Origin of the sequence: Proteiniclasticum sp., assembly GCF_003514505.1 — a bacterium.
Lineage (GTDB): Bacteria > Bacillota > Clostridia > Clostridiales > Clostridiaceae > Proteiniclasticum.
In genome coordinates, this window is record NZ_DOPX01000027.1 from 13273 (window position 1) to 38071 (window position 24799).

25 protein-coding genes are annotated in these 24799 nt (G+C 43.7%); all 25 read right to left on the reverse strand.

The features are described from left to right. Positions 1-51: 51 nt before the first annotated feature. The 25 genes from DEF30_RS09475 to DEF30_RS09595 all read right to left on the reverse strand — a co-directional run bounded on the left by DEF30_RS09475 (position 52) and on the right by DEF30_RS09595 (position 24749). The gene (locus tag DEF30_RS09475) at positions 52-591 is read right to left on the reverse strand and encodes a GNAT family protein (RefSeq protein WP_294098655.1); all 540 of its coding nucleotides are present in this window, start codon (positions 589-591) and stop codon (positions 52-54) included. Positions 592-757: 166 nt separating this feature from the next. Continuing rightward, complete coding sequence (locus DEF30_RS09480) at positions 758-1339, reverse strand: protein-L-isoaspartate(D-aspartate) O-methyltransferase (protein ID WP_294098657.1); 582 nt, start codon at positions 1337-1339, stop codon at positions 758-760. A gap of 106 nt (positions 1340-1445) precedes the next feature. Continuing rightward, positions 1446-1841, reverse strand: a complete 396-nt coding sequence (locus DEF30_RS09485) for a NifB/NifX family molybdenum-iron cluster-binding protein (protein WP_294098659.1) — start codon at positions 1839-1841, stop codon at positions 1446-1448. Positions 1842-1860: 19 nt separating this feature from the next. Continuing rightward, positions 1861-2247: a DUF134 domain-containing protein gene (locus tag DEF30_RS09490; protein ID WP_294098661.1), complete on the reverse strand. Its 387-nt coding sequence runs from the start codon at positions 2245-2247 to the stop codon at positions 1861-1863. Positions 2248-2322: 75 nt separating this feature from the next. Next, a complete protein-coding gene (locus DEF30_RS09495; protein ID WP_294098663.1) occupies positions 2323-3093 on the reverse strand; it encodes an ABC transporter permease in 771 nt (256 codons plus the stop codon). Positions 3094-3095: 2 nt separating this feature from the next. After that, positions 3096-3728 (reverse strand): ABC transporter ATP-binding protein, encoded by a 633-nt coding sequence (locus tag DEF30_RS09500; RefSeq protein WP_294098665.1) that lies wholly within the window; start codon positions 3726-3728, stop codon positions 3096-3098. Between the two features lie 94 nt (positions 3729-3822). Next, positions 3823-5223: a glycosyltransferase gene (locus tag DEF30_RS09505; protein ID WP_294098667.1), complete on the reverse strand. Its 1401-nt coding sequence runs from the start codon at positions 5221-5223 to the stop codon at positions 3823-3825. Continuing rightward, a complete protein-coding gene (locus tag DEF30_RS09510) occupies positions 5224-6303 on the reverse strand; it encodes a HEAT repeat domain-containing protein (protein WP_294098669.1) in 1080 nt (359 codons plus the stop codon). It lies immediately after the preceding gene. Continuing rightward, a complete protein-coding gene (locus DEF30_RS09515; protein WP_294098671.1) occupies positions 6300-8399 on the reverse strand; it encodes a hypothetical protein in 2100 nt (699 codons plus the stop codon). The genes DEF30_RS09510 and DEF30_RS09515 overlap by 4 nt, the downstream gene beginning before the upstream one ends. Positions 8400-8410: 11 nt before the next feature. Then, positions 8411-9859, reverse strand: coding sequence for a CotH kinase family protein (locus tag DEF30_RS09520; RefSeq protein ID WP_294098673.1), 1449 nt, complete (start codon positions 9857-9859; stop codon positions 8411-8413). Positions 9860-9865: 6 nt separating this feature from the next. Further along, positions 9866-10549, reverse strand: a complete 684-nt coding sequence (locus DEF30_RS09525; protein ID WP_242943541.1) for a DUF4956 domain-containing protein — start codon at positions 10547-10549, stop codon at positions 9866-9868. Between the two features lie 5 nt (positions 10550-10554). Next, positions 10555-11250, reverse strand: a complete 696-nt coding sequence (locus DEF30_RS09530; protein WP_294098679.1) for a polyphosphate polymerase domain-containing protein — start codon at positions 11248-11250, stop codon at positions 10555-10557. Further along, a complete protein-coding gene (locus DEF30_RS09535) occupies positions 11243-12115 on the reverse strand; it encodes a hypothetical protein (RefSeq protein ID WP_294098681.1) in 873 nt (290 codons plus the stop codon). The genes DEF30_RS09530 and DEF30_RS09535 overlap by 8 nt, the downstream gene beginning before the upstream one ends. 138 nt (positions 12116-12253) lie before the next feature. After that, positions 12254-13267 (reverse strand): DUF523 domain-containing protein, encoded by a 1014-nt coding sequence (locus DEF30_RS09540; protein WP_294098683.1) that lies wholly within the window; start codon positions 13265-13267, stop codon positions 12254-12256. Between the two features lie 106 nt (positions 13268-13373). Further along, complete coding sequence (locus tag DEF30_RS09545; RefSeq protein ID WP_294098684.1) at positions 13374-14681, reverse strand: DUF2254 domain-containing protein; 1308 nt, start codon at positions 14679-14681, stop codon at positions 13374-13376. A 26-nt stretch (positions 14682-14707) separates the two neighbouring features. Beyond that, positions 14708-15520 (reverse strand): nitroreductase family protein, encoded by an 813-nt coding sequence (locus DEF30_RS09550; protein ID WP_294098686.1) that lies wholly within the window; start codon positions 15518-15520, stop codon positions 14708-14710. A 31-nt stretch (positions 15521-15551) separates the two neighbouring features. Next, positions 15552-16106, reverse strand: a complete 555-nt coding sequence (locus DEF30_RS09555) for a GNAT family N-acetyltransferase (RefSeq protein ID WP_294098688.1) — start codon at positions 16104-16106, stop codon at positions 15552-15554. Beyond that, on the reverse strand, positions 16096-17292 hold the full coding sequence (locus DEF30_RS09560) for a hypothetical protein (protein ID WP_294098690.1): 1197 nt from the start codon (positions 17290-17292) through the stop codon (positions 16096-16098). The genes DEF30_RS09555 and DEF30_RS09560 overlap by 11 nt, the downstream gene beginning before the upstream one ends. Further along, entirely contained in the window at positions 17293-18369 is a 1077-nt protein-coding gene (locus DEF30_RS09565) for a DUF58 domain-containing protein (protein ID WP_294098693.1), read from the reverse strand. Further along, on the reverse strand, positions 18366-19313 hold the full coding sequence (locus DEF30_RS09570) for a MoxR family ATPase (protein WP_294098694.1): 948 nt from the start codon (positions 19311-19313) through the stop codon (positions 18366-18368). The genes DEF30_RS09565 and DEF30_RS09570 overlap by 4 nt, the downstream gene beginning before the upstream one ends. Positions 19314-19351: 38 nt before the next feature. Further along, positions 19352-19795, reverse strand: a complete 444-nt coding sequence (locus DEF30_RS09575; protein ID WP_294098696.1) for a hypothetical protein — start codon at positions 19793-19795, stop codon at positions 19352-19354. A gap of 243 nt (positions 19796-20038) precedes the next feature. Continuing rightward, positions 20039-21148: an autoinducer 2 ABC transporter substrate-binding protein LsrB gene (lsrB, locus tag DEF30_RS09580; RefSeq protein WP_074912245.1), complete on the reverse strand. Its 1110-nt coding sequence runs from the start codon at positions 21146-21148 to the stop codon at positions 20039-20041. Positions 21149-21205: 57 nt separating this feature from the next. Continuing rightward, positions 21206-22204, reverse strand: coding sequence for an autoinducer 2 import system permease LsrD (locus tag DEF30_RS09585; RefSeq protein ID WP_294098703.1), 999 nt, complete (start codon positions 22202-22204; stop codon positions 21206-21208). Beyond that, entirely contained in the window at positions 22201-23226 is a 1026-nt protein-coding gene (locus DEF30_RS09590) for an ABC transporter permease (protein ID WP_294098705.1), read from the reverse strand. The genes DEF30_RS09585 and DEF30_RS09590 overlap by 4 nt, the downstream gene beginning before the upstream one ends. After that, positions 23223-24749 carry a sugar ABC transporter ATP-binding protein gene (locus DEF30_RS09595; protein WP_294098708.1) on the reverse strand — a complete coding sequence of 509 codons (1527 nt, stop codon included), beginning with the start codon at positions 24747-24749 and terminating at the stop codon, positions 23223-23225. The genes DEF30_RS09590 and DEF30_RS09595 overlap by 4 nt, the downstream gene beginning before the upstream one ends. Between the last annotated feature and the right edge of the window lie 50 nt (positions 24750-24799).

Genomic DNA, 24799 nt, shown 5'->3' on the forward strand with positions numbered 1-24799 from the left:
CTTTCTTCTGTCTCCCAAAAGAGATGTTCGCAAGAAAGTATCGATTGAATATTATAACCAGTTTCTTTTTCTGAAGAACTCTTCTCTTGTCATGGAGTAGCAGACATCATCCACCACTTCACCGGCAGGAAGCACAGAGCACTTTCTTATGGTGCCTTCATAAACCAGTCCCGCTTTTTTCAGCACCTTTCCGGATTTCTCATTAAAGGGATAATGATAGGCAGACACAAGATCCATCCCCAGTGTGAGGAAAATATAGTCAAGAAGACCTTCCACCGCCTCAGACATGAGACCATTTCCCCAGTATGGACTGGAGAGCACATACCCAATCATCACGCCGCCCTTATACTCTCTCTTTCTGTCTACATGGCATCCTAAGGATCCGATGACTTTTCCGCTGCTTTTCAGTGCCATAGCAAAAATATCCTCGCTGCTGACAAAGCTCTTTAGGATCTCCAGTGACTCTTCTTTGGATTCATGGGGCTTCCATCCTGCAGGAGGTCCCACCAGGGGATCCTTTGCATATTCATGAAAGTCTTCCAGATCTTCCAGCGTAAACCTTCTTAAACACAATCTCTCCGTCTCAATCATTCTGTATCACTTCCCGCTTCTGTCTTGATTTCATCATATCACATAGAGACACAAAATAAACAGCCGATTATGATACCGGATGGATTTTCAGGCATATGCGTCCACCTCTCACTTTAGATAAACTGCCCCAAGGCAAGACAACAAAGTACACACATCTTTTTCTTCGCTAAAACCCGTCTTCTCCAACCAAAGATACAAAACGAACCCATTCTACGGCTTCCACATGAAGATATCCTTCCTTATCTTTCTCCACCAGAAAGAGCCTCTGAAGACCTTCTTCCCCCACCGGGATCACCATTTTACCTCCAGGTGCCAGCTGACTTGCCAGAGCTTTCGGCAGTCTTACCGCTGCTGCAGTCACCATGATCCGGTCAAAGGGTGCTTTTTCCTCCCAGCCATAGGTGCCATCTCCGATCTTATAGTGTATGTTTTTGAATCCAAGTCCATCCAGTCTCTTTTTCGCTTTGTGAGAAAGTTCCTCAATCCGTTCCACTGTATACACTTCTTTGGCGAACTGTGCAAGGATGGCTGTCTGATATCCGGAGCCAGTACCAATTTCAAGGACTTTATGACTTTTCTCAAGATCCAGAAGCTCTGTCATTTTCAGTACCAGGGTCGGTTGTGAGATGGTCTGTCCAAATCCGATGGGAAGGGGATGATCAAACGCTGCCTCCTGATGCTGAGACTCATCCAGAAAATATGCGCGGTCCAAAGAGAGAAAATACTTCTTTAGGGCTTCCTTATCCATAATTAACACCTTCCTATTACCCCGAAGATACTACAATAACAGTGAAACAGCAACAAAAAAAGAAGATACCGCTGTATCTTCCTCTCCTGTTCATGATCACTTATGTCTAGCGGCACCCGCCCTGACCATGACAGCCATGTTCTTCAGTGCCATGATCATGAGAATGATCATGATGTCCTTTACAGGCTTCTCCCCGGGACTGAAGGTTTCCAAGAAGATATTCGTTTACCGCAACAGCCGGTGGGCCTTCAGCTCCCCGTACTACTTCGATGCCCCCAGCTTCAAGCTTTTGCATCGCTCCTTCTCCAAGTCCACCCGTGATGAGGACCCCCACTTCCTCCTGGATGAGAAGCTGAGGCAGTGAACCTTTTCCATGACCTGGACTGTGAATGATCTTTGTCTCTTGGAAGGAATCCTTTGTTCCTTCAAACACCCTAAACACTTCGCTGTGTCCAAAGTGCATCGAAACTTCCTCTCCCATACAAGCAACCGCAATTTTCATAAAAGGACCTCCTGAAAAATTATTTTTTCGGACAGTCACAAGGAGGCTGATCTTCTCTCTGGCAGCAGGCTCTTCGCTTCCCCATTCTGGTGCTGCATCTTCTTTGATCCTCTTCAGAAATCTTCACTTCTCCTCCCTCAATCCGAAGCCTGACTCCAAAAACAAGAAGTTCTGAAAGCTTCTTTCTGGCACTGCTGTATATGCTTTGTACTGTAGTTCTGGCGACGCCCATGATTTTTGCACATTCTTCCTGAGTCATCCCTTCATAATCCATAAGTCTGATGGTTTCATATTCATCCAGTGTCATAATGACCACATCTTCCACCGTCCCCTCCTCCTGGATGGGACCGAACTCTTTCAGGTCAGGCACACAGCACACGTTTCTCCATTTCATTGGTCTTGGCATTGACTTTCTCCTCTCCCTGGACCTCACGAGTCCATTTTACTCCATTTATGACATATGTCAATAATAATTTTATTCTTAAATCAGCATCTGGTTACGGTCATTATAAAGGGTTCTGTATCCGAAATAAAGCGCTGAAAACACCGTCAGGCACACCACCGTCGTGATGGCAATCATGATGGCAATCTGATAAAGAATCGCCGTCATAGGCAGTGTTCCCGAAAGAATCTGCCCCGTCATCATCCCTGGAAGCGAAATGATACCCATGCCCAGCATAGAGTTCAGTGTAGGCAAAAGCGCAGTTTCCAGCGCACTGTTCACAAAGGGCAAAAGGATTTTCCTCGGGGTTACCCCTACATAGAGGAGAGATTCTATCCGGTTTCTCTGGGCAGAAAGATTCTCATTGAAGGATTTCAGTGCCAGGGTCAGACCTGTCATGGCATTGCCAAAAATCATGCCACTGAGAGGAATGGTGTATTGAGGATTGAAAAAATCCATTCTCACCACAGCCACCACAAAGAAGAACACCACTGCTGTACCTGCCCCGGATAAAGACAAGGCAATGGCAGTTTTAAACCTTTTATTGAGATGCCTGTTCTTTCCAAGAACACGTAAGGTGGCAAAGGTCGTCATGGCCAGGATATAAGCCACCGTGAACAGCGGATGCGGATTCTTCAGAATATACGTAAGAACAAGCCCCGCAAGAACCAGCTGAACTGTCATTCGCACACTGGCCCAAATAAGCAGTTTTGTTTTCTGGATTTTTGCTTTCTTCATGATGGCAAGAACCACAAGTAAAAGCACATATATCAGGGCAAACTGCCCTAAGGTCATTTCTACTATGCCCATATCTACGCCTCCTCTCTCGTGATGCTGACAAGATGATCTGAGAATTCTTCAGCCAAGGCATCATCATGGCTTACTACAATCATCGTCATCTCTTTTTCTGCAGCGAATTCTTTCAGGTTCTTTAACAGCATCCTGGCCGTCTTAAGATCCAGTGCTGACGTAGGCTCATCCAGAAGAAGCACCTTTGGAAGGAAAGAAAGACAGATGGCGATATAGACCCTTTGACGCTCTCCTCCGGACAGAGATACACAGGATTTGAGAAGGCCAAAATCCGCTTCACATAATCTTAAGTAACGGAGCATGGTTTCTTCATCCGGTGCTGGAAGATCCCGATAACTGTAATAAAGCCTGAAATTCTCTTCAATGGACTCATCAAAGAGATACACACTCTGTCCTATGAGAATCACTTCTTTTCTCAGCTCCACCGTATCAAAGCTCTCCAGCTCTTTTCCCTCATAATAGATGGAGCCGCTGCTTGGACTGGCACTGGCGTTAAGAAGCTTTAAAAGGCTGCTCTTGCCTGCACCGCTGGGTCCTTTGATAAAAGTCATGCCTGTTCTTGGGATGGCAATGTCTTTATAGGACAGCATATTTAAAAAACGAAGATTTTCTGTTTTGAAGATTTCTTTCATCATACTCTCCTTTGTATACTTCTTGTTGGATAGTCTCATTATACCAAAAGAATCAGGCCGTGTGCTCCTTGAGGGAGCTGCCCGATTCTTTTAAAACCTATATGTAGTTCTGTTTGGTTCTTTGTATCTGTCCCCAGGAAGTTCTTTTTCTCTTATAGCCTATGAACGCCGTAGCTCTGACAAAAGAAAGCACATAGCGGTAAAGCGCCGTTTCCAGCGTAACCATGAAGAGTGCCTTGATGATATCAGAGAAGTGAAGCTTTATCCCTTGGCTGTATACTCTTTGGAAAAAAGCTGTAATGGACAGTATTACATTATAAACCGTATAAATGATGAAAAGCCTGATCATAAAGGGCACAAAGAGGAGATTCAGCTGCCAGGCTAGGACAATATTGATGAGGCCAATGATCTCGATAAACGGTGAAAGAAGTTCAAACAGAACATAATAAAGATAAGAAAACATCCTGGGAAATCCCGCTTTAAAGGGATTGATCATGGCTCTGTACTGCCACAGAGACTGGAAAAGACCGAGATACCACCTCTTTCTCTGCTTGATGATATCTTTCAGCGAAGAAGGGGACTGACTCCAGCAGATGGCTCTTGGTTCATAGGCGAGCCTGCATTTCTTCTGGTTGTTGATACAGAAATTATTGATTTTCATCACAAGCTCCATATCCTCTCCCAAGGTATCTGTGCTGTAGCCCCCCACAGCAATGAGCACTTCTTTTTTAAACAGCCCGAAGGCACCGGATATGATGAGGTTCGCATTGAACTGATCCAGGAAAATCCTGGAAGCAAGGAATGAGCGGTCATACTCCACCACCTGCATCCCCACAATGGGATTCCAGGGCACATGGTAATCGATGACTTTTCCTTTATCCATGAGGACAGTTTGCGCAATTCTGATCATTCCGCCCACGGCAACAATTCGTTCATCTCTTAGGATCGGCTGGATGATTTTCTCCAGTGAATCCCTTTGCAAAAGAGAATCCGCATCAATAGAGACCACATAGGGATACCGGGAAAGATTCGCAGCAGCATTGAGCGCGTCTCCCTTTCCCCCATTCTCTTTGATGACAAGGGTGATCTGGATATTGTTATAGGTTGTTTCATAGACCTCCAGCACCTTCTTGCACGGAATGCGCATCTGGATGGGACGCCTGGTTCTCTTCATCTGAAAAGCTTGGATGAGCGTCTCTGACGTTTTATCTTTAGATCCATCATCCACAATGACCAGTTCATAAAGCTTATACTCAAGATTCAAAAGACTGCTGACACTGTCCACGATGGTGATTTCCTCATTGTAGGCTGGAACCAGCAGGGAGATGGGAACGTAGTAGCCGTGTTTCAGTTCATTTCTATACCGGACCATCCGGTCTTGAGTATACAGCTGAACTGCACCGAATAAAACCGTGACGATGAGATACGTCGTATAAATCAGCATATAGACGAGAAAAAAATACCCAATGGTCTGTACCAGATTTTCAAGAAAAAGCACTTATTTCCCCCTCCTTTCACTGATCCGATAAAGCAGTATGTCTTTTGCGTACCGGTCTTCATCTAAAAAGATATCCTTCAAATCCACAAGATTCACCTTCAGTTCAATGAGAGACTCACTTACATTAAATCTCACATACCAGTTGGGATCATGGAGAGCTTCTTTCAGTACTTCCACGGTTTCTTTTGCCTTATAGCTGCCCAGAGTTCTTGCCGAAACCACGCGAAGCTGATAAAGATTTTCTCTGTTCAGCAGGTAGTTATACAGAAACGGTCTGGCCTTTTCATAGGGATACTTTTTTAGATACCGTAGTGCAGCAAGACGGATCTCGAGATTTTTCGACTCATCCACTGCGCACTGGAGCATTTCTTCCTGATACCATTCGCTGGTGAGAGATATAAACTGAATGATTCCCTGCTGAATAAAATCACTGTAAGTATCTCTTTTCTCGCATAAGGCCTTTGCGAGATTTTCCCTGTCTCCTGTAAAAAGAACCAGACCATCCCCAAGAAGCTTTGGATGGTGGAACCAGTTTTCTTCCGTGAGAATAGAGAAAAAGCGAAGTACCCACTCCTCATGTCCGCAGCTGTAGATCGCCTTCAGCACACTTTCTCTGACATAAACCGTAGATGGCTTCAGATACTCTAAAAATACATAGAGTAGTTTTTCTTGTGACCACTGTCCCTTGTTGAAGGCAGAGAAGAACTGACAAAAATACGACTTTTCCATGACACCTTTGGTTCCATAATGCATCGCAAGTTTTACGATAGAATCCTCAATATCATGAAGAAACATCCTGAAAGGCTCCTCCTTGCTATTGAAGCTTTCCAGTGCCAGATGAAAATTCATGAGATTGCCCGGCTTTTTCAGGTCTCTTTCCATCCGTTTTCTGAAACTACTATCCGTTGTACCTGTTTTACTCTGCCTCTGAATCTGCTGTGAAACGAAAACTTTCCACTTATTCTCCAATCTTCGATTTACAAACTTACGATAATAATTGTAAAAAATATAAAACACGGTATAGGAGAGTATGAGCATACAGATGAAAAAATAACTATAAAGAATCACATTGACGATCATCTGCTCCCCTCCCAATAAGACTTCAGAATGCCATAGGACTCTTTCAGCCTGAAATTGACCTCTGCACTTCTCTGAAGAGGTGAGAGCTGGATTGTATCCATCTGAATCTCCTCATTTAAAGAGCCAATACCGATATTGAACTTTCTTATTTTTAGTGGCTCAACACCGAAATTGTCATAATAGTCCTCATGGATCATTCCGTCCAGAGGATTGTAAAAATTAAGAAGTCCATAGGGAATGCGGATCTCCACGCTCTCTTCTCCAAAGTAGAAATCTGAGGTGGACACGTAATCCTTTGCATCTGGGTCCCCCTGACCATAGGTGAATGCGCCAACTGTGAAGCTTGTGTAGTAACTCAGCGGACGTTCGTTAAGAAGATCAATCTCCTCTTCGGTATATCTTCGGACCATCTGGATGGGCACCATTTTACTGCTGTCCTTACGGGGCTTCAGCACATAAGGGTTGACAGATTTCAGCCTTTCCAGAAACTGAGGACGTATGCTGCTGTAGCGCTCCTGAACAAGGAGTTCTGTATTCTCCTTACCATCCATAACCAGAAGAAAATCAGCACCCTGATCAAAGGTCATACCATATCCTGCAGGGCTCTTCGTGCCCACATCTTCGAGGAAATCAAACCCGATGACCATCTTCTCCTTCTCAAAGGATTTTCCTTCCATGAACAGGTACAGGTAATTATGGTCTCGGGTCACTGCGTAGCGGAACCCCTCCTTTTCAATGAAATCAATGTCTTCGAAGTCTTCTTTCTTGCCATCCACCCTCATAAGGGTTTCTCCGCGGTAGGGTTCAAAAACAGCAAGCCCATAGTGCTCTGTTTCTGTTAGACTGTTCTGCCAGAGACTTTCCATCTGAGCATCCAAGCCATAAGCCGTATTCCAGGTTCTTAGATACCAGGTGTCCTGCCAGGAGTGGAGCACAGCATGGTCTATCCCAGATGCTTCAAATCTTTCAAGAAGAGAAACAATCTCTTCCCCTTGGAGTCTTTCCGTGACTCCTTCAGGATGATCCACGGTATTTCTGGCGCTGGATACATTAAAGTTTACAATCATCAGGGGTTTTTCATGATGATTCTTCAGAAGACTCAAATAGCTCTTTACATCTCCGCTTTGAAGAAGAGTGCGGTTCATCTCGTTATTTGCCAAGTGCTGCAGTCTTGTATCGGAGACTCCATCATACTGGTAGGCTGCAAAGAGTCCTGCTTCATTCCGGGACGTGGCATTAAGATGCTCTATATTCAGTCTGTTATATTTTCCAATGAGCTCTGCAAAGGATTCCTCGTAGACAAAAGGGTCATAGATCGAGGAACTCACAAAGCTTATGGGCCTTTGATTCCCATATTTTCTGGTTTCATAGCCCATCATATCGTCCATGATTTTCGCCAGCAGTGCCTCAAAGGCATTGGCTCCATCTGTTTTGATATAAGCACCTGTAAACTCATCTGGATTGCCTTCATTTTCATTGGTGTAGGCCATAAGATCAAGATTCCATTCATCTCCCACCAAAAACCCGAGCACCCAAGGAGAAACATCTTTCATAAAAAGACCATTTCCTGTTCGCGTGTCATTTAGGGCAATCTTTCTTCCATGAATGACATCTACAGCTTTTCTTCCATCCCGTTTCAGGCGATCCAGAAATTCTGGATGATATCCGTCTTTATCCCAAAGTGCATCACTTTCTGAAGGTCTGATTCCCTGCAGAAGATAAAGGGGTGATTCGCTGTTTATATTGAACTCATAGAGCGCATCATAAAAAGCCTGGTGATACACTGTATTGATTTTTATTGTATTGGCTCCAAGTCTTTGAATGTCCTGAAACCATCTAAGAAACGTCTCTTTTTCCGTGGAGAAGTCCAGTGCATTGTGGAAGGCTTCAGCCTGCCCCACATGAATTCCTTTTACATGGATCGGTTCATAAACACCATGATTCTCCACATAATATAGACCATTCTCCGCCTTAAAGGATACAGAAACCTTTTCCCCTTCATTCATTGGAATAAAAAGCCCCTGCATAAAGTACAGAAACAGAAAACCAGCTGTCACAAGTAAAACAGCAAGCACTGAAAATAAAAACTTCTTCAACCGGTTCCCTCCTAACGTATCATTTCAAAAGCATTTCGCGATGGATGACTGTATTGTTTCAAAGTCACCATATGTTCATCCAGCCATCTGCCGCGCTCCAGAAGATATTCTTTCATTTGCGCCACAGCTTCCTCGTGACTTGTGACATTTCTTTCCAATCGCTCCAGATATTCATAGACATTATAGTTTGACAGATCATAGATACTGCCCCATCTTTCATCATTTCTCTCCACTGCTGTGCCAAGATAATCCACTGTTTCATCGATGAGATTCACCAGTCTTTCTTCCTTCAGCACCGTTTCTCTTAAGTACTCATATCGATTGAGGAGCCCTTCCACAAAATCTTCATCTTTTAATAGGGTCTCAAAAAACACGGCCCCCGTTAAAGAGAAGCCATGGACAGGATGGGAGATCTCCTGATAATTATCCAGTGAGTTGTTGAAATCCCATACAACTGGTGTTAAAAGTCCTCTGACATCTTTATAGAGAAATGTGGAGTAGAATCCGGCATCGACATTTCTGAACAGTTCATTGATGATAAAATAATCCTGGAATGCCTGAATGTCAAAAACCTTGGCTATCTCCTCTGTGGAATCCTCTAAAGGCCGTTCATAGAGGAACTTACTGATATTTGAAAAGTCCTGCTCCACATATCGGATCCGGTCCTCTGTAAACTGATTGGCCCCTGGATAGACCACTTCAAAGCCCTTTCCTTGTGTACGGAAAGTATAGGTCAAAAAGTCATAAAGTGTAAACTCAGGTTTCATTTTGAGCGGCCTGTCCATCTCCAGAATATAGCTCGTCAGTCTGCTGTTCCTGGACGGTGTGGATATCTCCACACGTCCCTCTCCCTTGGTGATGGTTTCCATAAGAAGATATACTCCCTCATAGGAGCCATCCACAAAGAGCTCCACATAACGGACATCTGGCGCGAAAGACATGATTTCCCCTGATAAATTCATAGCCAAGTAGTTTCTCAAAAGGCTTCTGTCCAAATAGGGTCCATGAAGAACCCACTCGTCATGTTTCTCCATCCCCAGAAGCGGTTCCTTTCTTTCTTCATCTTTCTCATTGACAAGACGCACAGCATAGGATTTTTTCGAAAAATATCTGGACGAGTTTCCTCTGTAGCGGACTCTTACAAGAAGGTCCAAAGGATCGCTCTCCTCTGCTGTATAAATCTTCATTTCCGTTACGATGGAGTTTTCTCCATTGGGCGCCAGCTCATAGACATTCTCCTGGTTCTCCACTGGCGTCCCTGGAATTTTCTGGTCCTCTGTATGGATTGAAACAACGGGAAGGTGCGTGGTGATCCCTTCTGCTGTATGGCTTATCTCACTTTCACTAAACTCATGCTGATAGCTTCTTGCATGAAAGGCGTATTCTTCCACTGTAAACACCCCAAGCGCCATCAGCGCTACGGCAATGATCATCAGAACATAAATAACTCTATATCTCATAAGTCATCAGCTGATTTCATCATTCTGAGTGATGATGTTCACATAGTCCACTTCACCAATCTCATAAATCCGTTCCGAAATGGTTTTGTTGTTCTTTGTGGAAGTCTGATACACTTTTCTGCTCAGTTCATAAATCAGCTCTATACTGTCTTGGGTGGTGTTTTTGACTCTTAAAAAGGCTTTGTGCTGGAAATAGGTGTATACTGCACTTTCAATCTCTAATTCCTTTACCCGATTGCCCCGGATGATGAGAAGAATTCGATTCTCATTTTTCACTCTGCCAAGGAAGAGAAGCACCACAAAAACCACTGCGCTGCCAAAGCTTGCCACCAGATAATCCCCTGCACCCGTACTGATACCAATGATGATGGCCCAGAAAATATAGGTGGTATCCCTGGAATCTTTAATTGCAGTTCTGAATCTGACAATAGAAAGAGCACCGACCATACCCAGAGACAGGGCGATATTATTGCCGATGACGGTCATAACCGTTGAAGTAAGGATGGTCAGTGTCACGAGAGACACATTGAATTTTTTACTGTAGGCTGTCCCCACATGGGTATACCAATAGGAAACATAAACGGCTAAAGATAGGAACGTGGCAAAAGAAATGTTTGTCATGATGTCTCTCACCGTCAGAGAACCAGACTGCTCAATCATTTGTAGTAGAATTTCCCTCAAAATGTGCACCTCACTTAAAATAAATAATGTTTACTGACAACACGGCTTAAACTGTATTTCCCTATGGAAAGTTCCTGTTTTTCAACTCCATCGAGAAAATCCTTGATATATCCGAGAAGAAATCCGTTGTATTTTACTTCCAGAATCACCAGATACGGATCCAGAATGGGATTTTCATTGAAGTGTTCGGAAAAAATATCATAATTGCTTTCTGTCCCCCGGATGTGGTGATCGAAGGTGATTCGGATTTTATTCTCTTTCGCCATAAAGGCTTTCCGTTCATAGGTCACCACAGATTTCGGTCTGTATGCATGCATACTCATGATGCTGTAGCAATCCAGGGCAAAAGGAGTCTGATACTTCAAAAGAACACCAAAGTCCCCTGAAATGAGTTTCCTGCAGTCCTCTACCGGTAATCTCATAGAAGACTTCTTCTGTCTTTCTCCTTGCTTCTTTTTCATTTCCAGAAGACCAAAGTCTGGGGATGTCTGATAAGTTCTTAACCTTATTTTTCTTCTCACTTCAATCCCATCTTCTTTTTCATGGAAATCCCGGTCGTCGATGGAGTCAAAATAAAGAGACCGTATGGTATAGCCTTCCCCCTCACTGTTTTGATCCCGAATCATCATCTTATCCAGGTAGTGGGAGAGCTCATAGTATTGCCTCTGCTCAATGAGGTATTTCTTCTCCACCCGATACACTTCATTCACCCGAAAGCACCTCCTTCAATGCGTTATATTCGTGATAAGCCATGGACACAGTCTGATCTCCATAATGTGCCTGAAGCTTTAAAAAATTCTGTTCTACCTTCGCAAGTCCAAGGCCATGATAGGTGTTCCTTTCCGTAAGGCCATATGTCCCAGGGGCTTGCAGCTCATAAATCGTCATGATCTCTTTCTGATATTTACGGGCCAGCTCAGCTTCAAAAGACATGTGCTCGATTTCTTTATCCCGGTAATAGTTCATCACAAGCATAAAATCAGAAGCTTTTGCTATCCTGTCCAGTTCATCCTGAAGATCCCAGTGATCATAAAAATATGGAATACAAACACCAAACCGCAGGTTCTGCTCCTTCGCCTTCCCGTAAGCCGCCTCAAGTCCCAGGATAAAGGATTCCATGATCTCCGTTTCATTGCCTTTAAATTCATCCAGAAGATACGGCTCCACATCCATAATGACGCCTTGAACTCTATCGCTCTCTGCTGCTTTCTCATTCAAGGCTAAGATCCGGTCGACCCTTTCTACCATGCTGCTTCCATTTTTATCCAAAGCCCACTCCGGACTTCCTGTAAGTGCATAGACAGTAAACTTTTCTGCAGCGGCTTCTTCTAGAAATGCAATGCTATTCTTATCATTATCGGCTGAAAAGCTTTGAAATAAAGTATTGAGATCTGCTTTTTTCATGGTCTCCAAGAGAGTTTTGTCTTCTACAGCCGATGAGGACCAGGAAAATAAAGCCCTGGTACTATGAACTTCAGGGACTGCTTTCTTATCCTCAGAAAACCATACTGCAGCTGCAATGCAAGCTATAGTTGCAAGAGCCAGTAAAACAGCAGCCAAGATTATTTTCTTCATTCTTACCGCCCCACTTTCTGCATAAAGATAGCCAGTAAACCATCCGGAAACCAAAACTGTTTACTGGCTTAATTATATTCTAAAGGAAAACTCTCACAATTACACTAGTATATGAAATACATTTAACGAATACTGAGTTTATTCTTCTTCAGGTAGAATTCCCTTCAGAGTGTCTTCGATCTCTTCATCCATTTCAGCATCATAGGCTTCCACTTTGGGCATCCTTCTCTTATCTCTATAGATCACTGGCGATGTCGCAAAAAACACCTCTTCCTCAAAAGCGGTCCTTTCCATGAGCAGAAGCTCTTTGGCGATGGTTGTGACATTACGCCTGAAATCAGGTGAATTGATTCCCTCCACTTCCTGACCTTTGGTTTTTCTATAGTACGAGTAGTTTTTCCAAAGGCTGTGGGTGATTTTCTTTACAGTGGATGGCTTCCGGAGGGTCTCAAGAATCTCCTTCCGGATGGACTTCATGGTATCCTCCTCTATATTTTTCGGAAGATCTGCAAGCTTTCTGCCAAGATCCCGCGCAAAGGTGTCATCAATCTCCTGACATAAGAATTTCAGCACATACCAGGCCTTATAGAGATCATCTTTGCTCTCTAAAGGAAGAGATCTGAACCAATGGAACGCCAAGAGTCTTCTTCTCCAGTCCCACCACTTGATAGGGCTCTGCACATCCGTTGCTGGAATGAGAAACATTTCCTCATTAAGAAGCATCGCACCAAAAATCCCTGGAGGATTTCCCCGCTTCTGCTTTTTTAGTGAGGTTCTGTATACACCACAAGTAGGACTTCCATCCATGTAGATATATGCTGTGGCATTGGCTCTCTTTAATGTCTCCATACAGGATCCGCATCCCAAAAGAACTTCTTCTGTCACATCCCTGCCTCTACGGTTTTTGACTCTGGCTTCTCCACTGAGCACCATGAGTCCGTCTCCTCCAGAAAGGTGTATGGGATCTCTTGGCACCCCTAATCCAGACATGGTTTCTGGACAGACCGGACACCACATGAAATCCTGCTTCTCCCTCCCCAGGGTCGCCAGCATATCCCACCCCTTGTTGTTGTAGCGTACAGGTGACCCCATACAGCAGGCACTGATCCCGATGGTAATTTTGTCATGAATGACCACATTCTTTTTTTCCATGATTACATCCCCCTTTTCCATTTAATATAATCTATATTCAAGCAAAATGGCAGATAGATATTTCTATATTTCAGATGGTGATATTTTTTATTGTATTATGCAAATTTTATTGGTTTACCCGTCTATTTTCAAGTCTCAGGCGTATGCCTTGTATTTCATTTTGAAAATAAAACTGATCCTCTTTTTCCCAGTGTAGACTCACCAGAACTTTTTCAGTGTAAACCAGAAAATTCTCTAAATCCGGCTGATTTCCTGCCGAGATGTTTTCAGTGATGTGTCCCAAGGCTTTCATAAGAGACATCATCACGAAAAAGTCGCCCTTCCCATAATAGATGATCTGATGAAAGACATCCCGAAGGAGTGTTCCAAAATCCAATCCTTCCCTGTACACTTCTCCACCTGCATCTTCCATCTTGCGGAAACCTGGCTCCAGGACGGCCAGTTCTCTCATAAGCAGACCCAAGTCCTGAATGCACAGGATCGCGGTATTGGGATCGTTGATTCCTGGTGATAGAGCTTTAAGCGAAACCTCTACCAGCTTCTTCAATGCAAAACCCAGATCATCCTCTTCATTTCTTCTCTCTCCGATGACAATACAAGAAGAGATGTCCTTCAGCGTATTCTGATCCATATCACTGTCCCCGCTATAACAGATGTGCAGTACTATATCCTCTTCTGTGACGAACTGCCCATGTACTTTTTCCGCTACAATCTGAATGTTCTTGTCCTTTGATATTTTCAGAAGTCCCAGATAGTCCATATTCAGCAAATATCCATTTTTGGGTGCTTTGATCTGAAGTTTACTTTCTACCTTCTCTACCTCCTCTTTCAGAGCAAGGGAATACTGTTCCATTACTTTGCAGTACTTCAGAATGCTCTGTGAAGCCTGATGAAATAGACGGTCTATGAGATTGGATGCCTGAGTGTATGTGCCAACGTTATGAATGAAGATAATAAAGTTAAATATGCCAATCACGATATAAACCACACCGATGGTTCCTGCGATGATCCGGTAATCTGATAGAATATCCCGGATGAACAGGAGGGATATGATGGCATAGAGGAACCCTGAAACGAAAATCCCAAAGGCTTTCATCGTCCTTTTTTCCTCAAGAAAGTTCTCAACAACCCTCGGTGAAAACTGAGATGTATACATGGTCAGCACCACCATGGTGGTTGAAAAAGTAAAGGTCATGATGGTGATAAATGCACTGGCAATGATCCCTAACACATTTTTCGCAAGTTCGGTGCTGGTGAGAAAAACTGATGGGATATACCCAGATGCATCAAAGAACACTCTCGCATCAATAAGGATCACACAAAATGCCAGTACCACTGCAAAGATGCTGTATAATGCGGGATACAGCCAGATACTTCTTCTGATTCTCTTGAAAAATCTCTTCAGTTTCAACATGGAAGCTTCTCCTTTTCAGAAATGGTTCATAACCGGTACGTGAACAGATACTTCATGTTTTCGCTCTCTTCTTGGGGAGAACTTTCAAGCACCAAAAACTCGCCTTTCAAGTCATGTGCTATGGCTCCCAGATGGAAATGACAAGCAGCGATGCCTAGGTCCAGTCTCTGGATGTCATAAGGAAAAGCATCGCTGTATTTAGGCGTTTTTTTCTCATAGAAATGAACGCCTTGGTTCTTCACAAGAAGTCTCCAGGGCTGTTTGTTGGAAGCTGAAGGACCAAGACGGACCATTTCCAGAAGGTCTGAGAGAAGGTCATTGTCCTCTTTGGGATACGAGGTCTCAAAACTATCCTGAAAAAACAGCTCCTCAAAAGGCTTTCTCTGATTTCCTTTGGCAATGAATCTCACCAAACGATCTGTCAGGCTTTTCTCTTCTTTTTCGTACCCTACTGGGGTTATGGCTGGGAAAAGATATCCCTCCGGAACCACCATGGCTTCTTTGAAATCTTCTCTCTTGAAGGTTCCACCCAGCCAGCAGGTGCCGATATTTTTAGACACCAGAAACAGCATCAGTCTCTCCATCTCATAGCCCAGTGCTTCTAGTGCCAAAGGACCGTCCTTCACCATAGCTCCAAGATAACTGGTGGCTCCTTTAATCACTCCGTAAGTGCCTAGATTCGTGGTATTTTCAAGGGATTCCAGAAACCGGAACTCCACTTTCACACGAAATGGGTTCTCTGAAGATTTCAAAAAGTCTCTGATTTCTTTGCGGTCTTCCTCGGAGAGAGGACGCTGCTCATAGGTTCGTACGGATTTTCTTTGTTCAATCAGTTTCATGATCTCTTTATCTAACCACTTTTCAGTCATTTTATACCTCTTTTTCTGCAATATTTTTAGCCATAATGATATCCGGTTTGTTCCATCCATTGGCATTGGGTATGACACCCACAATCTGATATCCTAATTTTTCATAGAATTCATAGGGATGCTCCTTATAGTTTCTTACCTTTGCCATCTTCTCATACAAATTTTCAAAAAGATCCCCTTCAGAAAGGCTTGTGGCAAAACGCTCATCGTCGGTCCCCAAAAATATAGTCAGTACTCCTTTTTCTGAGAGTACCTTTTCCAGGGCTTCCACAAGCTTTTGGCCAATGCCCATCTTTCTTGCGTTATCAGCAACAACCAGTGGATGAAGTTCCCATCCATAGGGTTTATAAGCTTCCAGTGCAGAAACAAATCCTATAAACTCACCGTCTTTTGTGGCCTTGAACGCAACTCGGTCTTCAGAAAGACACTCCATGACCTCATCTATTCCACGCCCTTTATAGCTATCAGGAAAAGCACTTTCTAGAAGAAGGGCAGCTTTTTTCACATACTCTTTTTCATAAATAGAAAACGGGCTGATCTCCAACTCATTTTTCATTCTGACTGTCCTCCAAATACTTGCTGAAATCATTCAGAAGTTCTATTGTCACTGTTCTTTCACCATACCTTACTTCCTGATAAATCTTTCGGATTTCCACATGTTCCTTAGAAGAGACCTCTTCAGCCCTCTGTGCAATCTCCTCTGAGGTGTCATAGAGATGGATTTCCATTTCTTTCCTAAGCTTCAAAAGATAGTTTCGGTATCGGTATCTGAGCTTCTCATAAAGCCCATCAGGTTCCTTCTCCCGAACTGCTTTTCTTCTCTGCACTTTATGTTCTCTTAAAGATTCCCTCTGCTCCGTATATTCCAGTCCTTCCACAGGCTTTTCCCCTCTCTTTCTGAGAAAGCGGTACAAAAGATAGAGGAAGGATAGAATCAAAAGAAGGGACAACAAGGTCCTCAAGGCAGGGTACTCCCTTGCATTTTCCACAAAAGAGCTGAACTCTTCCTGAAAACCTTCACCAAGCTCTGCACCTTGTGAATCATCAAACTGAGGTGGCCTGAAGTATCCTTTGAGTCTCGAAAAAAGAGCATAAAAGACAAAGGCGAAAGGATATACGATATAAGAAAGTAAAGATAACAATACAAAACCAACTTGCTGCAACAAAGTATAAAGTAAGTCTCTGGCCTCCTCTGTGCCCAGTACTGCGGAAAAAAGAATGCTCACCAGAAGATACAGGAGGATTCTGTTTCTGCTCTTTTTCGGAGCAATCCCCGCCTCCTGATGCCTTAATGCAACACTCAAAAGGATGGTGGAAAAAAAGTACAAAAGCAAAAAGGGCAGGTTTATTAGAAGAATCCACCGGACTCCCTCAGTCATAGAGGCCGTCACACCCAAAAAGAGAAGAAGCCCATAGCTTATTTTAAACCGTTGTGAAAGATCTTTCGGATCCAGAATACCAAGCCTCACATCAAAGTACACATACAGCACGCCAGTATAGAGGATGGCAAAATATACTCTTTCCGCTGTTGAGGCAAGGAGCAGAGGAAGCAGCAAAAATAGTGGGACCAGCAATAGATTCCAAGGCCTTTTTCTCCATTTTCTCCACAGAAATAAAGAAGAAATCCCTAAAGAATAGAAGAGGATAAGAAATCCCTCCCAGGGATCAACCTCAAAGGGAATCATCAGAATGGACATGGTAAGGGAGAATACTCTTAGGAGTTCCAGTAAAAGCAGTGCCATCTAAAATCCCCCTTTATATACTTCCATTTCTTTTGGCAGCCGGTTCAGATTCTCTTCTCTTGCAGACAGTACAACACTTCTGCCAAAGGTTTTCGAAAATGATCTGAGCGGGCTAAGATACTCTTCCAGCACCCCGGGCGTCACCAGGACAAAGGTTTGGTAGGCGTGTCTATTCCTGGTGAACCCTTTTAAGGATTCCTCCAAGGGCATGGCGATGACTTTCCCCATTTTCCCAAGAATCTCGTTGTACTTCCTTAGGCTTTCTTTTGACAGTCCCGGTGGAAAGTAATAGCCTCTTTGCGATTCATGATCATTGTATGCATTGGATGCAAAACTGAAGGGAATGTTTTTACTCGTAAGCTCCTCCATGACAGCCCGCATGATGACAATGGCGTTTTCCATGGCCTCCAGATCCGGATTTTTCCAAAAGGGTTTTGCCGTTTCCAGATTTAGAAATAGAAGTACACTTTTTTCAGCCGTGAAGTCAAACTGCTTCACCATCAGCTGATCATATTTCAACGTAGAAGGCCAGTGAATGTATCTTTGAGACTCTGCACCAGTATACTCTCTGATGCCCCGAATCATCAGCGGATCGTCCATGATCCATCTTTTGACCGTGACCTCTCCTTGGAAACTGCGATAAGGGATCACGATCTTCTGAAGTTTCTTTTTTTCCGGCAGAATCACCACTGGAACCTTCAGCGGAATCTCCTGATAGGTTTCATAAAACCCCAAAAAATCTCCCAGTTTTAATGAGGCTGCCTCCACATGGTACAGCCCTCGTTTGGCAGCCTTCAGCTCATAGGTTCTTCTGACTCTCTGATATGGCATGAGGACGAGACTGTAGCTGTTCACTTCCACAGAAAACGAAGGATCATAATATTCATCCACCCGAAGAAAGGGCAGTGTCAATGGTTTTCTGTTCTCAATGACAGGCAGGACTTTAATGGTCTCCCCGATCTCATATACTTTTTTGTCTGTACTCGTTCTATATGTGAGAAATCTTCCACTGTACAGGAAAAGCACTCTGTTTATAAGAAGAATCACCAAAAGGAGCATTACAAAAAGTCCGGTCATATGTCCTCTCCAGCTTCTTCCAGCGGCACTGAAACTTTAGTCAGAAGATCTTCAATCTTACGCATTGCTGAAGCGACGCCATAGGCATCTTCACAAACGATTCTATGATTCAGCACATAGGGTGCCATCCTCTTCACATCTTCCGGCATCATAAAATCTCTTCCGTCAAAAGCAGCAGACACCTGGGAAGCTCTAAAAAGTGCAATACTTCCTCTGGGACTTACGCCCATGGTGATCTCCTCATCTTCTCTCGTGGCCCGTACCACCTGGAGCAGATAAGAGAGCACCTCATCTGTGCATTTCACTTCTTTTACTTCATCAATAAGAAGCTTCAGTTCTTCCTCACTTACCACTGAAGAGAGGGTTTCCAGGAGATTACCCAAGGTTTGGCGCAGGATCACCTTTTCTTCCTCCAGACTCGGATACCCCATGCTGATTCTCATGAGAAACCGGTCCATCTGAGCTTCCGGCAGCGGAAAAGTGCCGTAGGTCTCTACTGGGTTCTGCGTGGCGAGAACCATGAATGGCTCAGAAAGCTTTCTTGTCACTCCATCCACGGTAATCTGTCTTTCTTCCATGGCTTCCAATAGAGCTGCCTGAGTCCTGGGAGTCGCCCGGTTGATCTCATCTGCCAGGATCACATTGGCAAACAGAGGCCCTTTACGGAACTCAAACTCCTTTTCTTTCTGATTGTAGAAACTGATCCCGGTGATGTCTCCAGGAAGAAGGTCTGGGGTAAACTGTATTCTTTTGAACGGAAGATCCAGGGTCTTTGAAAAAGAACGTACCATCACGGTTTTCCCCATGCCAGGAAGATCCTCCAATAGGATGTGGCCCTGGGCAAGAAAAGCAGTAAGGAGAAGCTCAATCTCATCATTTTTTCCCACAATCACTTTAGATACATTTTCCAGAACCTTTTCTTTGAACTGTTTGATTTTTTCCATATGTCCTCACTTTCATACTGCTACTTTTTAGTTCTATCTTATCTTGGCCATGCGTAAGCCAGCGCGATGACAAAAGACATGGATGCCGCATAATAATACATCCAGTTACTTCTCTTCATTCTGAACATACCTAGGGTTAGGAGAAAAAAGAGCACCACAATGCTAAGGGCTAAAAACGGCGTTTCATAATACTTCAGAATCACCACAACCAATGCCATGGTAAAGGGCGAGATAAAAAGCAGAGATTTCAGCAGATCATTTTTCAGAAACCTGCTTACTAAAATATAAGCAATAAAAATACCTGCCATGGTATAGAATCTTGCTCTGTCCATTGGAAAAAGCTGTGGATTTCCACCTGAAATAAACCGTTCCCCAAGAAGCACTACTCCGTAATATGCCATAAAAGTCAGCCCCAGCAGCAGAACTCCACCCACTGTAAGAATCAGTACCGGCAACACTTTGTGTTTCAGATCCGGTTTCATCTTTTTCGCTTCCTTCCCCTCATTATTTCGCTGTGATTTTTATAGTCATCTGTACAGTATAATTATATCAGAATTGATGGAATCTTAGTAATATTCTCGAACTATACCTCAGGTAATTTGTCGAGATGCGAGTATCATTACAGCTCACAAAAAACCACCGAAAATGAATAGAAGCTTACCCATAATCTGGATAAGCTTCTGTATTCAGAGGATTTTTGGTTTGATTCCTTCTATTTGGGGTGTTTAGAAGTCGTAGTCGTCAATGTTGTCTATGGTAAATACAACTCTTTCTGGAAGATAGATGATACCACTGTCTTCTGCTTCGTAGTCATATCCCTGTGTCTTATTGGATTCTACAGTTACCTTTCCAACACCAGGCACATCCAGAGTATCTCCAACTTTCAGTTCGTTGCCTGCGCCCAGCCAGTATCCTACATAAGCACTGATTGCTCCCTGGATCTTCACATCCCAGAGACCATGAGCCTTTACAGTACCGTCTTTCACGAAATCTCTCATAGAGTTCGGGCTTGCAAAACCAGTAATGATAACTTCTCCGTCCTTGCCAAGATTCTTTGCTGCCTGAGCCATTGCTGGAAGAGCAGTGGAGTCTGGGCATAGGATGGCATCGATGTCTCCATAGGTCTGAAGAATAGACTGTCCAACCTGAAGAGACTTCTGAGCATCCTGCTCACCATATTGTGTTGTGACGAGTTCCCAACCTGGATACTTGTCAGCGATGTACGCTTTCGCAGCTTCCACCCATGCATTCTGGTCAGTAACAGTAGGGCTGGAGTAGAAGAATGCAAACTTTGCACTTTCTTTCTGTGCATCTGTCATCTGATCCGCAGCCATATCCACGAGCATATGTCCAAGATCTTCTGCAGTTCCCTGGTTTACGAAAATAGATCTGTGTGTTGGATCTACGTCTGAATCCCATGTGACAATCTTAATGCCCTTGTCTCTTGCGTTTTGAAGAGCCTGGTTCAGACCATCTGGTGAAAGAGAAGACACAACAATGGCATCTGCTCCCTGATTCACTGCACTGTTGATGATCTGTACCTGATTGGCAACTGCCGCTTCAGGGGAACCGTCATACTTTACATTGAATCCCACTTCTTTACCGATTTCCTGTGCGCCCATGTTCCCAGATTCAAAGAACATGTTTCCGGTCAGCTTAGGGATAAACACAACATTCACATCTTTAGGGTCTTTGATTTCACCTTCTCCAGCTGGTTCTTCCGCTCCAGGCGCAGGAGTTTCAGGTGTCTCTTCTGCTGGTGTAGTACATCCAGCAAGAATACCAAGTGTAAGTGACAATCCGAGAATTAAGGACAAAACTTTAGACTTTTTCATAATTACCCTCCATGAATTATATTGTTTATTAAATGACTTACGCCAATTCAACCAAAATTAGTTTTTTATGATATTTCTTTGTGGCAGCAGATGGTTCATCGCATTCCGAAGGTCTACCCCTCTCAAGGCCACAGCCGTGATCAGCAGGATTCCTTCTCCGATACTGATGTGCTGACTTGAAATACCAGCCATCTGAGAACCAAAACGGAAGAATCCTACGATGAGTGCAGCCAGCGCTGTACCAAACACACTTCCTCCTCCACCGGTGATCAGCGTTCCCCCAAGAACTACTGCGGTGATGATGGGCATCGTTAAGGTGGCCCCATGATCTGGTCTTGAACTTCCAAGATAGGAAGTCATAATGACACCTGCAATGGATGCAGCGACTCCAGAAAGCATATAGACACTCATAATGACAGGTTTCAGTTTGATTCCTGAATATTTTGCCGCATTGGGATTGATACCGATGAGGAAAATGTAACGCCCATATTTTGTTTTATGCAGCAACACATAAGATACAATAAACAAAGCAATGAGAATGAGCAGCGGGATTGGCAGATAAAGGATGCTTCCATTGGAAAGATTGATAAACGATCTTGGGAAGTTTCCAATCCCCTCATAGGTACTGGCCCCAGAAAGTCCCATGATAACCAGAGACAGTCCCGAGAAAAACAGGCTGGTACCAAGAGTTGTGACCATGGGCTGAACCCCTACATAGGACACGAGATACCCGTTCAGTGAACCCGCCAGAAGTCCTACCATCAAAGCAAAGGGCACGGTGAGCCAAATGTTGATGCCAAGAAGTTTCCACAGGAGCCCCATACTGATGGAAGTCAGCCCAATGATCGAGCCCGATGAAATGTCCATGCCACCGGTGATGATGACAAAAGTGACAAATAAAGACACAATCCCGATGGCGACAAAGTCATTGATGCTGTATAGCAGTGTCCGCAAGTTCAGAAACTTGGGATTTATGGCACCGAAGATCAGAATTTCAGCAAGAAGCAGTACAATCAGCATGGTTTCCCATCTCATAAATTTTCTGTATTTTTTCATGACAGTACCTCCTCCTCACTAAAAACTTCTTCAGTTTGAATTTTCTTTTTCAGCAGTTTTTCCTGCTTGGCTTTATTCTTCAAGTATCGGTTGATCAGTGCATCCGCTGTTACAATAAGGACCAGAAGAAGTCCTGAAATGGTGTTGTTCCAGAAAGCTGGAATCTTCAAAAACACCAGCGCACTGTTGATTGATGTCATAAGGAGAGCCCCTAAGGATGCGCCAAACACAGACCCGATTCCACCATTAAGACTCACACCACCAAGCACTGCTGCAGCGATGGTGATCATTTCCAAACCGTTTCCAGCCACATTGGCCACGAACCCAACCTGACTTGTATAAACAAGACCTGCCAAAGATGCGAAAACTCCAGAGAGCACAAAAGCGAAGATCTTATATCCATTTACAGGAATACCGATGAGGTTAGCACCATCTTTGTTGTCCCCAATCGCTGCGAAGTACTTTCCTTTTTTTGCATACTTCAGATATAAAGAGATCAGAAGCATAATAACCAGGACCACCAGCAAAAAAGTGCTTGTTCCCAGAATCTTATGCTGGGATGCTCTCTTGAAATAATCAGGCAGATTCTCTACCCATGCACCTTTTGTATACACGATCATCAAGCCTCTAACCAGGCCATTCATGCCCAAGGTCATAACAATAGAGGGGATTCTCAGTTTTACCACACCAAATCCATTGATGAGACCAATGAGGGCACCTACTGTTATTCCTGCAAGGATAACCAAAGGTAATGCTGTGCCTTCTCTTAGAAGTGTTGCACTCACCGCTGCACTCATCCCTAACGTAGAGCCAATGGACACATCGATTTCTTTACTGATTAAGACAAAATAGATACCGATGGCTAGGAGTATATACATGACACTGTTCTGAAGCGTCAGTGAAATGTTGCCTGGAGATACAAAGCTTGGATTAACTGTTCCAACAAAAGCAAAGAGCACTGCAATGAAGATGATGACGGTAACTTCTCTTGCTTTCATCAGTTTAATCATAATATTTTTCATCTGCCTACCTCCTTTGTGAGCACATTAAAGGATGCAGCCATGATGCTGTCAAGATTCATCTCTTCTCTGCACATCTCAGCATTGATGCTGCCGCTGTACATGGTAAGGGTTCTGTCACAAAGACTTACTATTTCTTCTAAGTCTGATGAAATCATGAGTACAGCCAAACCTTCCTCTTTCAGCTTAGAGACAATTTTATAGACATCTGCACGGGCAGCTGCATCGATCCCTCGGGTGGGCTCATCAAGAATAATCACCTTCGGATTAGAAGCAAGAACCTTAGCTATCACGCATTTCTGCTGATTTCCACCTGAGAGGGATCCTAGGATTTGTTCTTCATCTGTCACTTTTATTCTGAAATCATCAATGTATTTTTGTGCCACATCCACTTCTTTCTTTCTCTTCGTAAAGAACTTTGAAACATAAGACATGGATGCTGCAGTAATGTTTTCCACGACGCTGGTAATCTTAAAGATTCCATTTGCGTGTCTGTCCTCTGGTACATAGTTGAGACCAAGATCCACCACTTCTTTGGTTGAAAGCCCTGTGATGTCTTTTCCATCCAAATAGACCTTGCCTGATATCACTGGTTCTATTCCGAAGATTGCTTCTGCAAGCTCTGTTCTTCCTGCACCCACAACTCCTGCAATCCCAAGAACCTCACCCTCATGCAGCTGAAGTGAGATGTCTGTGAATCCGTATCCTGTCAGATTGCTTACTTCAAGGACGACTTTCCCCTGCTGCACTTCAGCAGGCTCCGCTTCTTTCATCTCAATCTCTCCACTGGAGTCCACCTCAACATTTTGTGGCAGAAGGTTTCTAATGAGATCCTTTTTAGTATACTCACTTACTTTTCCTTCACTGGTGATTCTGCCATCCTTCAATATGACAACATCTGTTGCAAGTTCAAACACTTCATCCAGTCTATGGGTAATATAGATGATTCCAATCCCCTGATTCTTCAACCTCTCTACCATCGAAAATAGTGTTTTGATTTCTTTAAATGTAAGAGAAGAGGTCGGTTCATCCAAAATCAGCACTTTTGCTTCCCTTAATAGACCTCTCAGGATTTCAATCAGCTGCTGGTCGGCAATAGATAAAAGTTCAGCATTTCTGCCTAGTGCAATCTTCCATCCAAGATCTGTAATGATCTGCTCCAGTTTCTTCTTATTCGCCTTTCTATCCCCGGGCAGTCCGATGAGGATATTTTCTTCTGCCGTCATATTGGGAAACAGCATCGGCTCCTGCGGTACAAGATACACTCCAAGATCCAGTGCATTGGATGGCTTGAATGTTTTGATTTCCTCATTCCCAATATATACGCTTCCTTTATCCGGAAAGTAAATGCCCATGATAATCTTCATGAGTGTACTTTTACCTGCACCGTTTCCACCAATCATGGCAGTGATCTGCCCTTGATGGAGACTTAATGTAACACCTTTCAGTACCCGGTTATCAGAAAACGATTTCTCTATGGAGTCCAAATATAAAAGTCTTTGACTTTCTTTTAAATTGTGATCCAAAATGTACCCTCCTTGAAATCGATTTGATTGATTAAATCCATAGTAATTTA

Excerpts from the sequence above, each read along its gene's own strand:
- DEF30_RS09495 (WP_294098663.1), bottom strand. The coding sequence starts at position 3,093 with ATGGGCATAGTAGAAATGACCTTAGGGCAGTTTGCCCTGATATATGTG.
- DEF30_RS09555 (WP_294098688.1), bottom strand. The coding sequence starts at position 16,106 with ATGAAAAATGAGTTGGAGATCAGCCCGTTTTCTATTTATGAAAAAGAG.
- DEF30_RS09490 (WP_294098661.1), bottom strand. The coding sequence starts at position 2,247 with ATGCCAAGACCAATGAAATGGAGAAACGTGTGCTGTGTGCCTGACCTG.
- DEF30_RS09540 (WP_294098683.1), bottom strand. The coding sequence starts at position 13,267 with ATGGAAAAAAAGAATGTGGTCATTCATGACAAAATTACCATCGGGATC.
- lsrB (WP_074912245.1), bottom strand. The coding sequence starts at position 21,148 with ATGAAAAAGTCTAAAGTTTTGTCCTTAATTCTCGGATTGTCACTTACA.
- DEF30_RS09535 (WP_294098681.1), bottom strand. The coding sequence starts at position 12,115 with ATGAAGAAAATAATCTTGGCTGCTGTTTTACTGGCTCTTGCAACTATA.
- DEF30_RS09475 (WP_294098655.1), bottom strand. The coding sequence starts at position 591 with ATGATTGAGACGGAGAGATTGTGTTTAAGAAGGTTTACGCTGGAAGAT.
- DEF30_RS09550 (WP_294098686.1), bottom strand. The coding sequence starts at position 15,520 with ATGAAACTGATTGAACAAAGAAAATCCGTACGAACCTATGAGCAGCGT.
- DEF30_RS09480 (WP_294098657.1), bottom strand. The coding sequence starts at position 1,339 with ATGGATAAGGAAGCCCTAAAGAAGTATTTTCTCTCTTTGGACCGCGCA.
- DEF30_RS09560 (WP_294098690.1), bottom strand. The coding sequence starts at position 17,292 with ATGGCACTGCTTTTACTGGAACTCCTAAGAGTATTCTCCCTTACCATG.
- DEF30_RS09575 (WP_294098696.1), bottom strand. The coding sequence starts at position 19,795 with ATGAAACCGGATCTGAAACACAAAGTGTTGCCGGTACTGATTCTTACA.
- DEF30_RS09585 (WP_294098703.1), bottom strand. The coding sequence starts at position 22,204 with ATGAAAAAATACAGAAAATTTATGAGATGGGAAACCATGCTGATTGTA.
- DEF30_RS09510 (WP_294098669.1), bottom strand. The coding sequence starts at position 6,303 with ATGATCGTCAATGTGATTCTTTATAGTTATTTTTTCATCTGTATGCTC.
- DEF30_RS09545 (WP_294098684.1), bottom strand. The coding sequence starts at position 14,681 with ATGTTGAAACTGAAGAGATTTTTCAAGAGAATCAGAAGAAGTATCTGG.
- DEF30_RS09590 (WP_294098705.1), bottom strand. The coding sequence starts at position 23,226 with ATGAAAAATATTATGATTAAACTGATGAAAGCAAGAGAAGTTACCGTC.
- DEF30_RS09570 (WP_294098694.1), bottom strand. The coding sequence starts at position 19,313 with ATGGAAAAAATCAAACAGTTCAAAGAAAAGGTTCTGGAAAATGTATCT.
- DEF30_RS09565 (WP_294098693.1), bottom strand. The coding sequence starts at position 18,369 with ATGACCGGACTTTTTGTAATGCTCCTTTTGGTGATTCTTCTTATAAAC.
- DEF30_RS09485 (WP_294098659.1), bottom strand. The coding sequence starts at position 1,841 with ATGAAAATTGCGGTTGCTTGTATGGGAGAGGAAGTTTCGATGCACTTT.
- DEF30_RS09500 (WP_294098665.1), bottom strand. The coding sequence starts at position 3,728 with ATGATGAAAGAAATCTTCAAAACAGAAAATCTTCGTTTTTTAAATATG.
- DEF30_RS09520 (WP_294098673.1), bottom strand. The coding sequence starts at position 9,859 with ATGAGATATAGAGTTATTTATGTTCTGATGATCATTGCCGTAGCGCTG.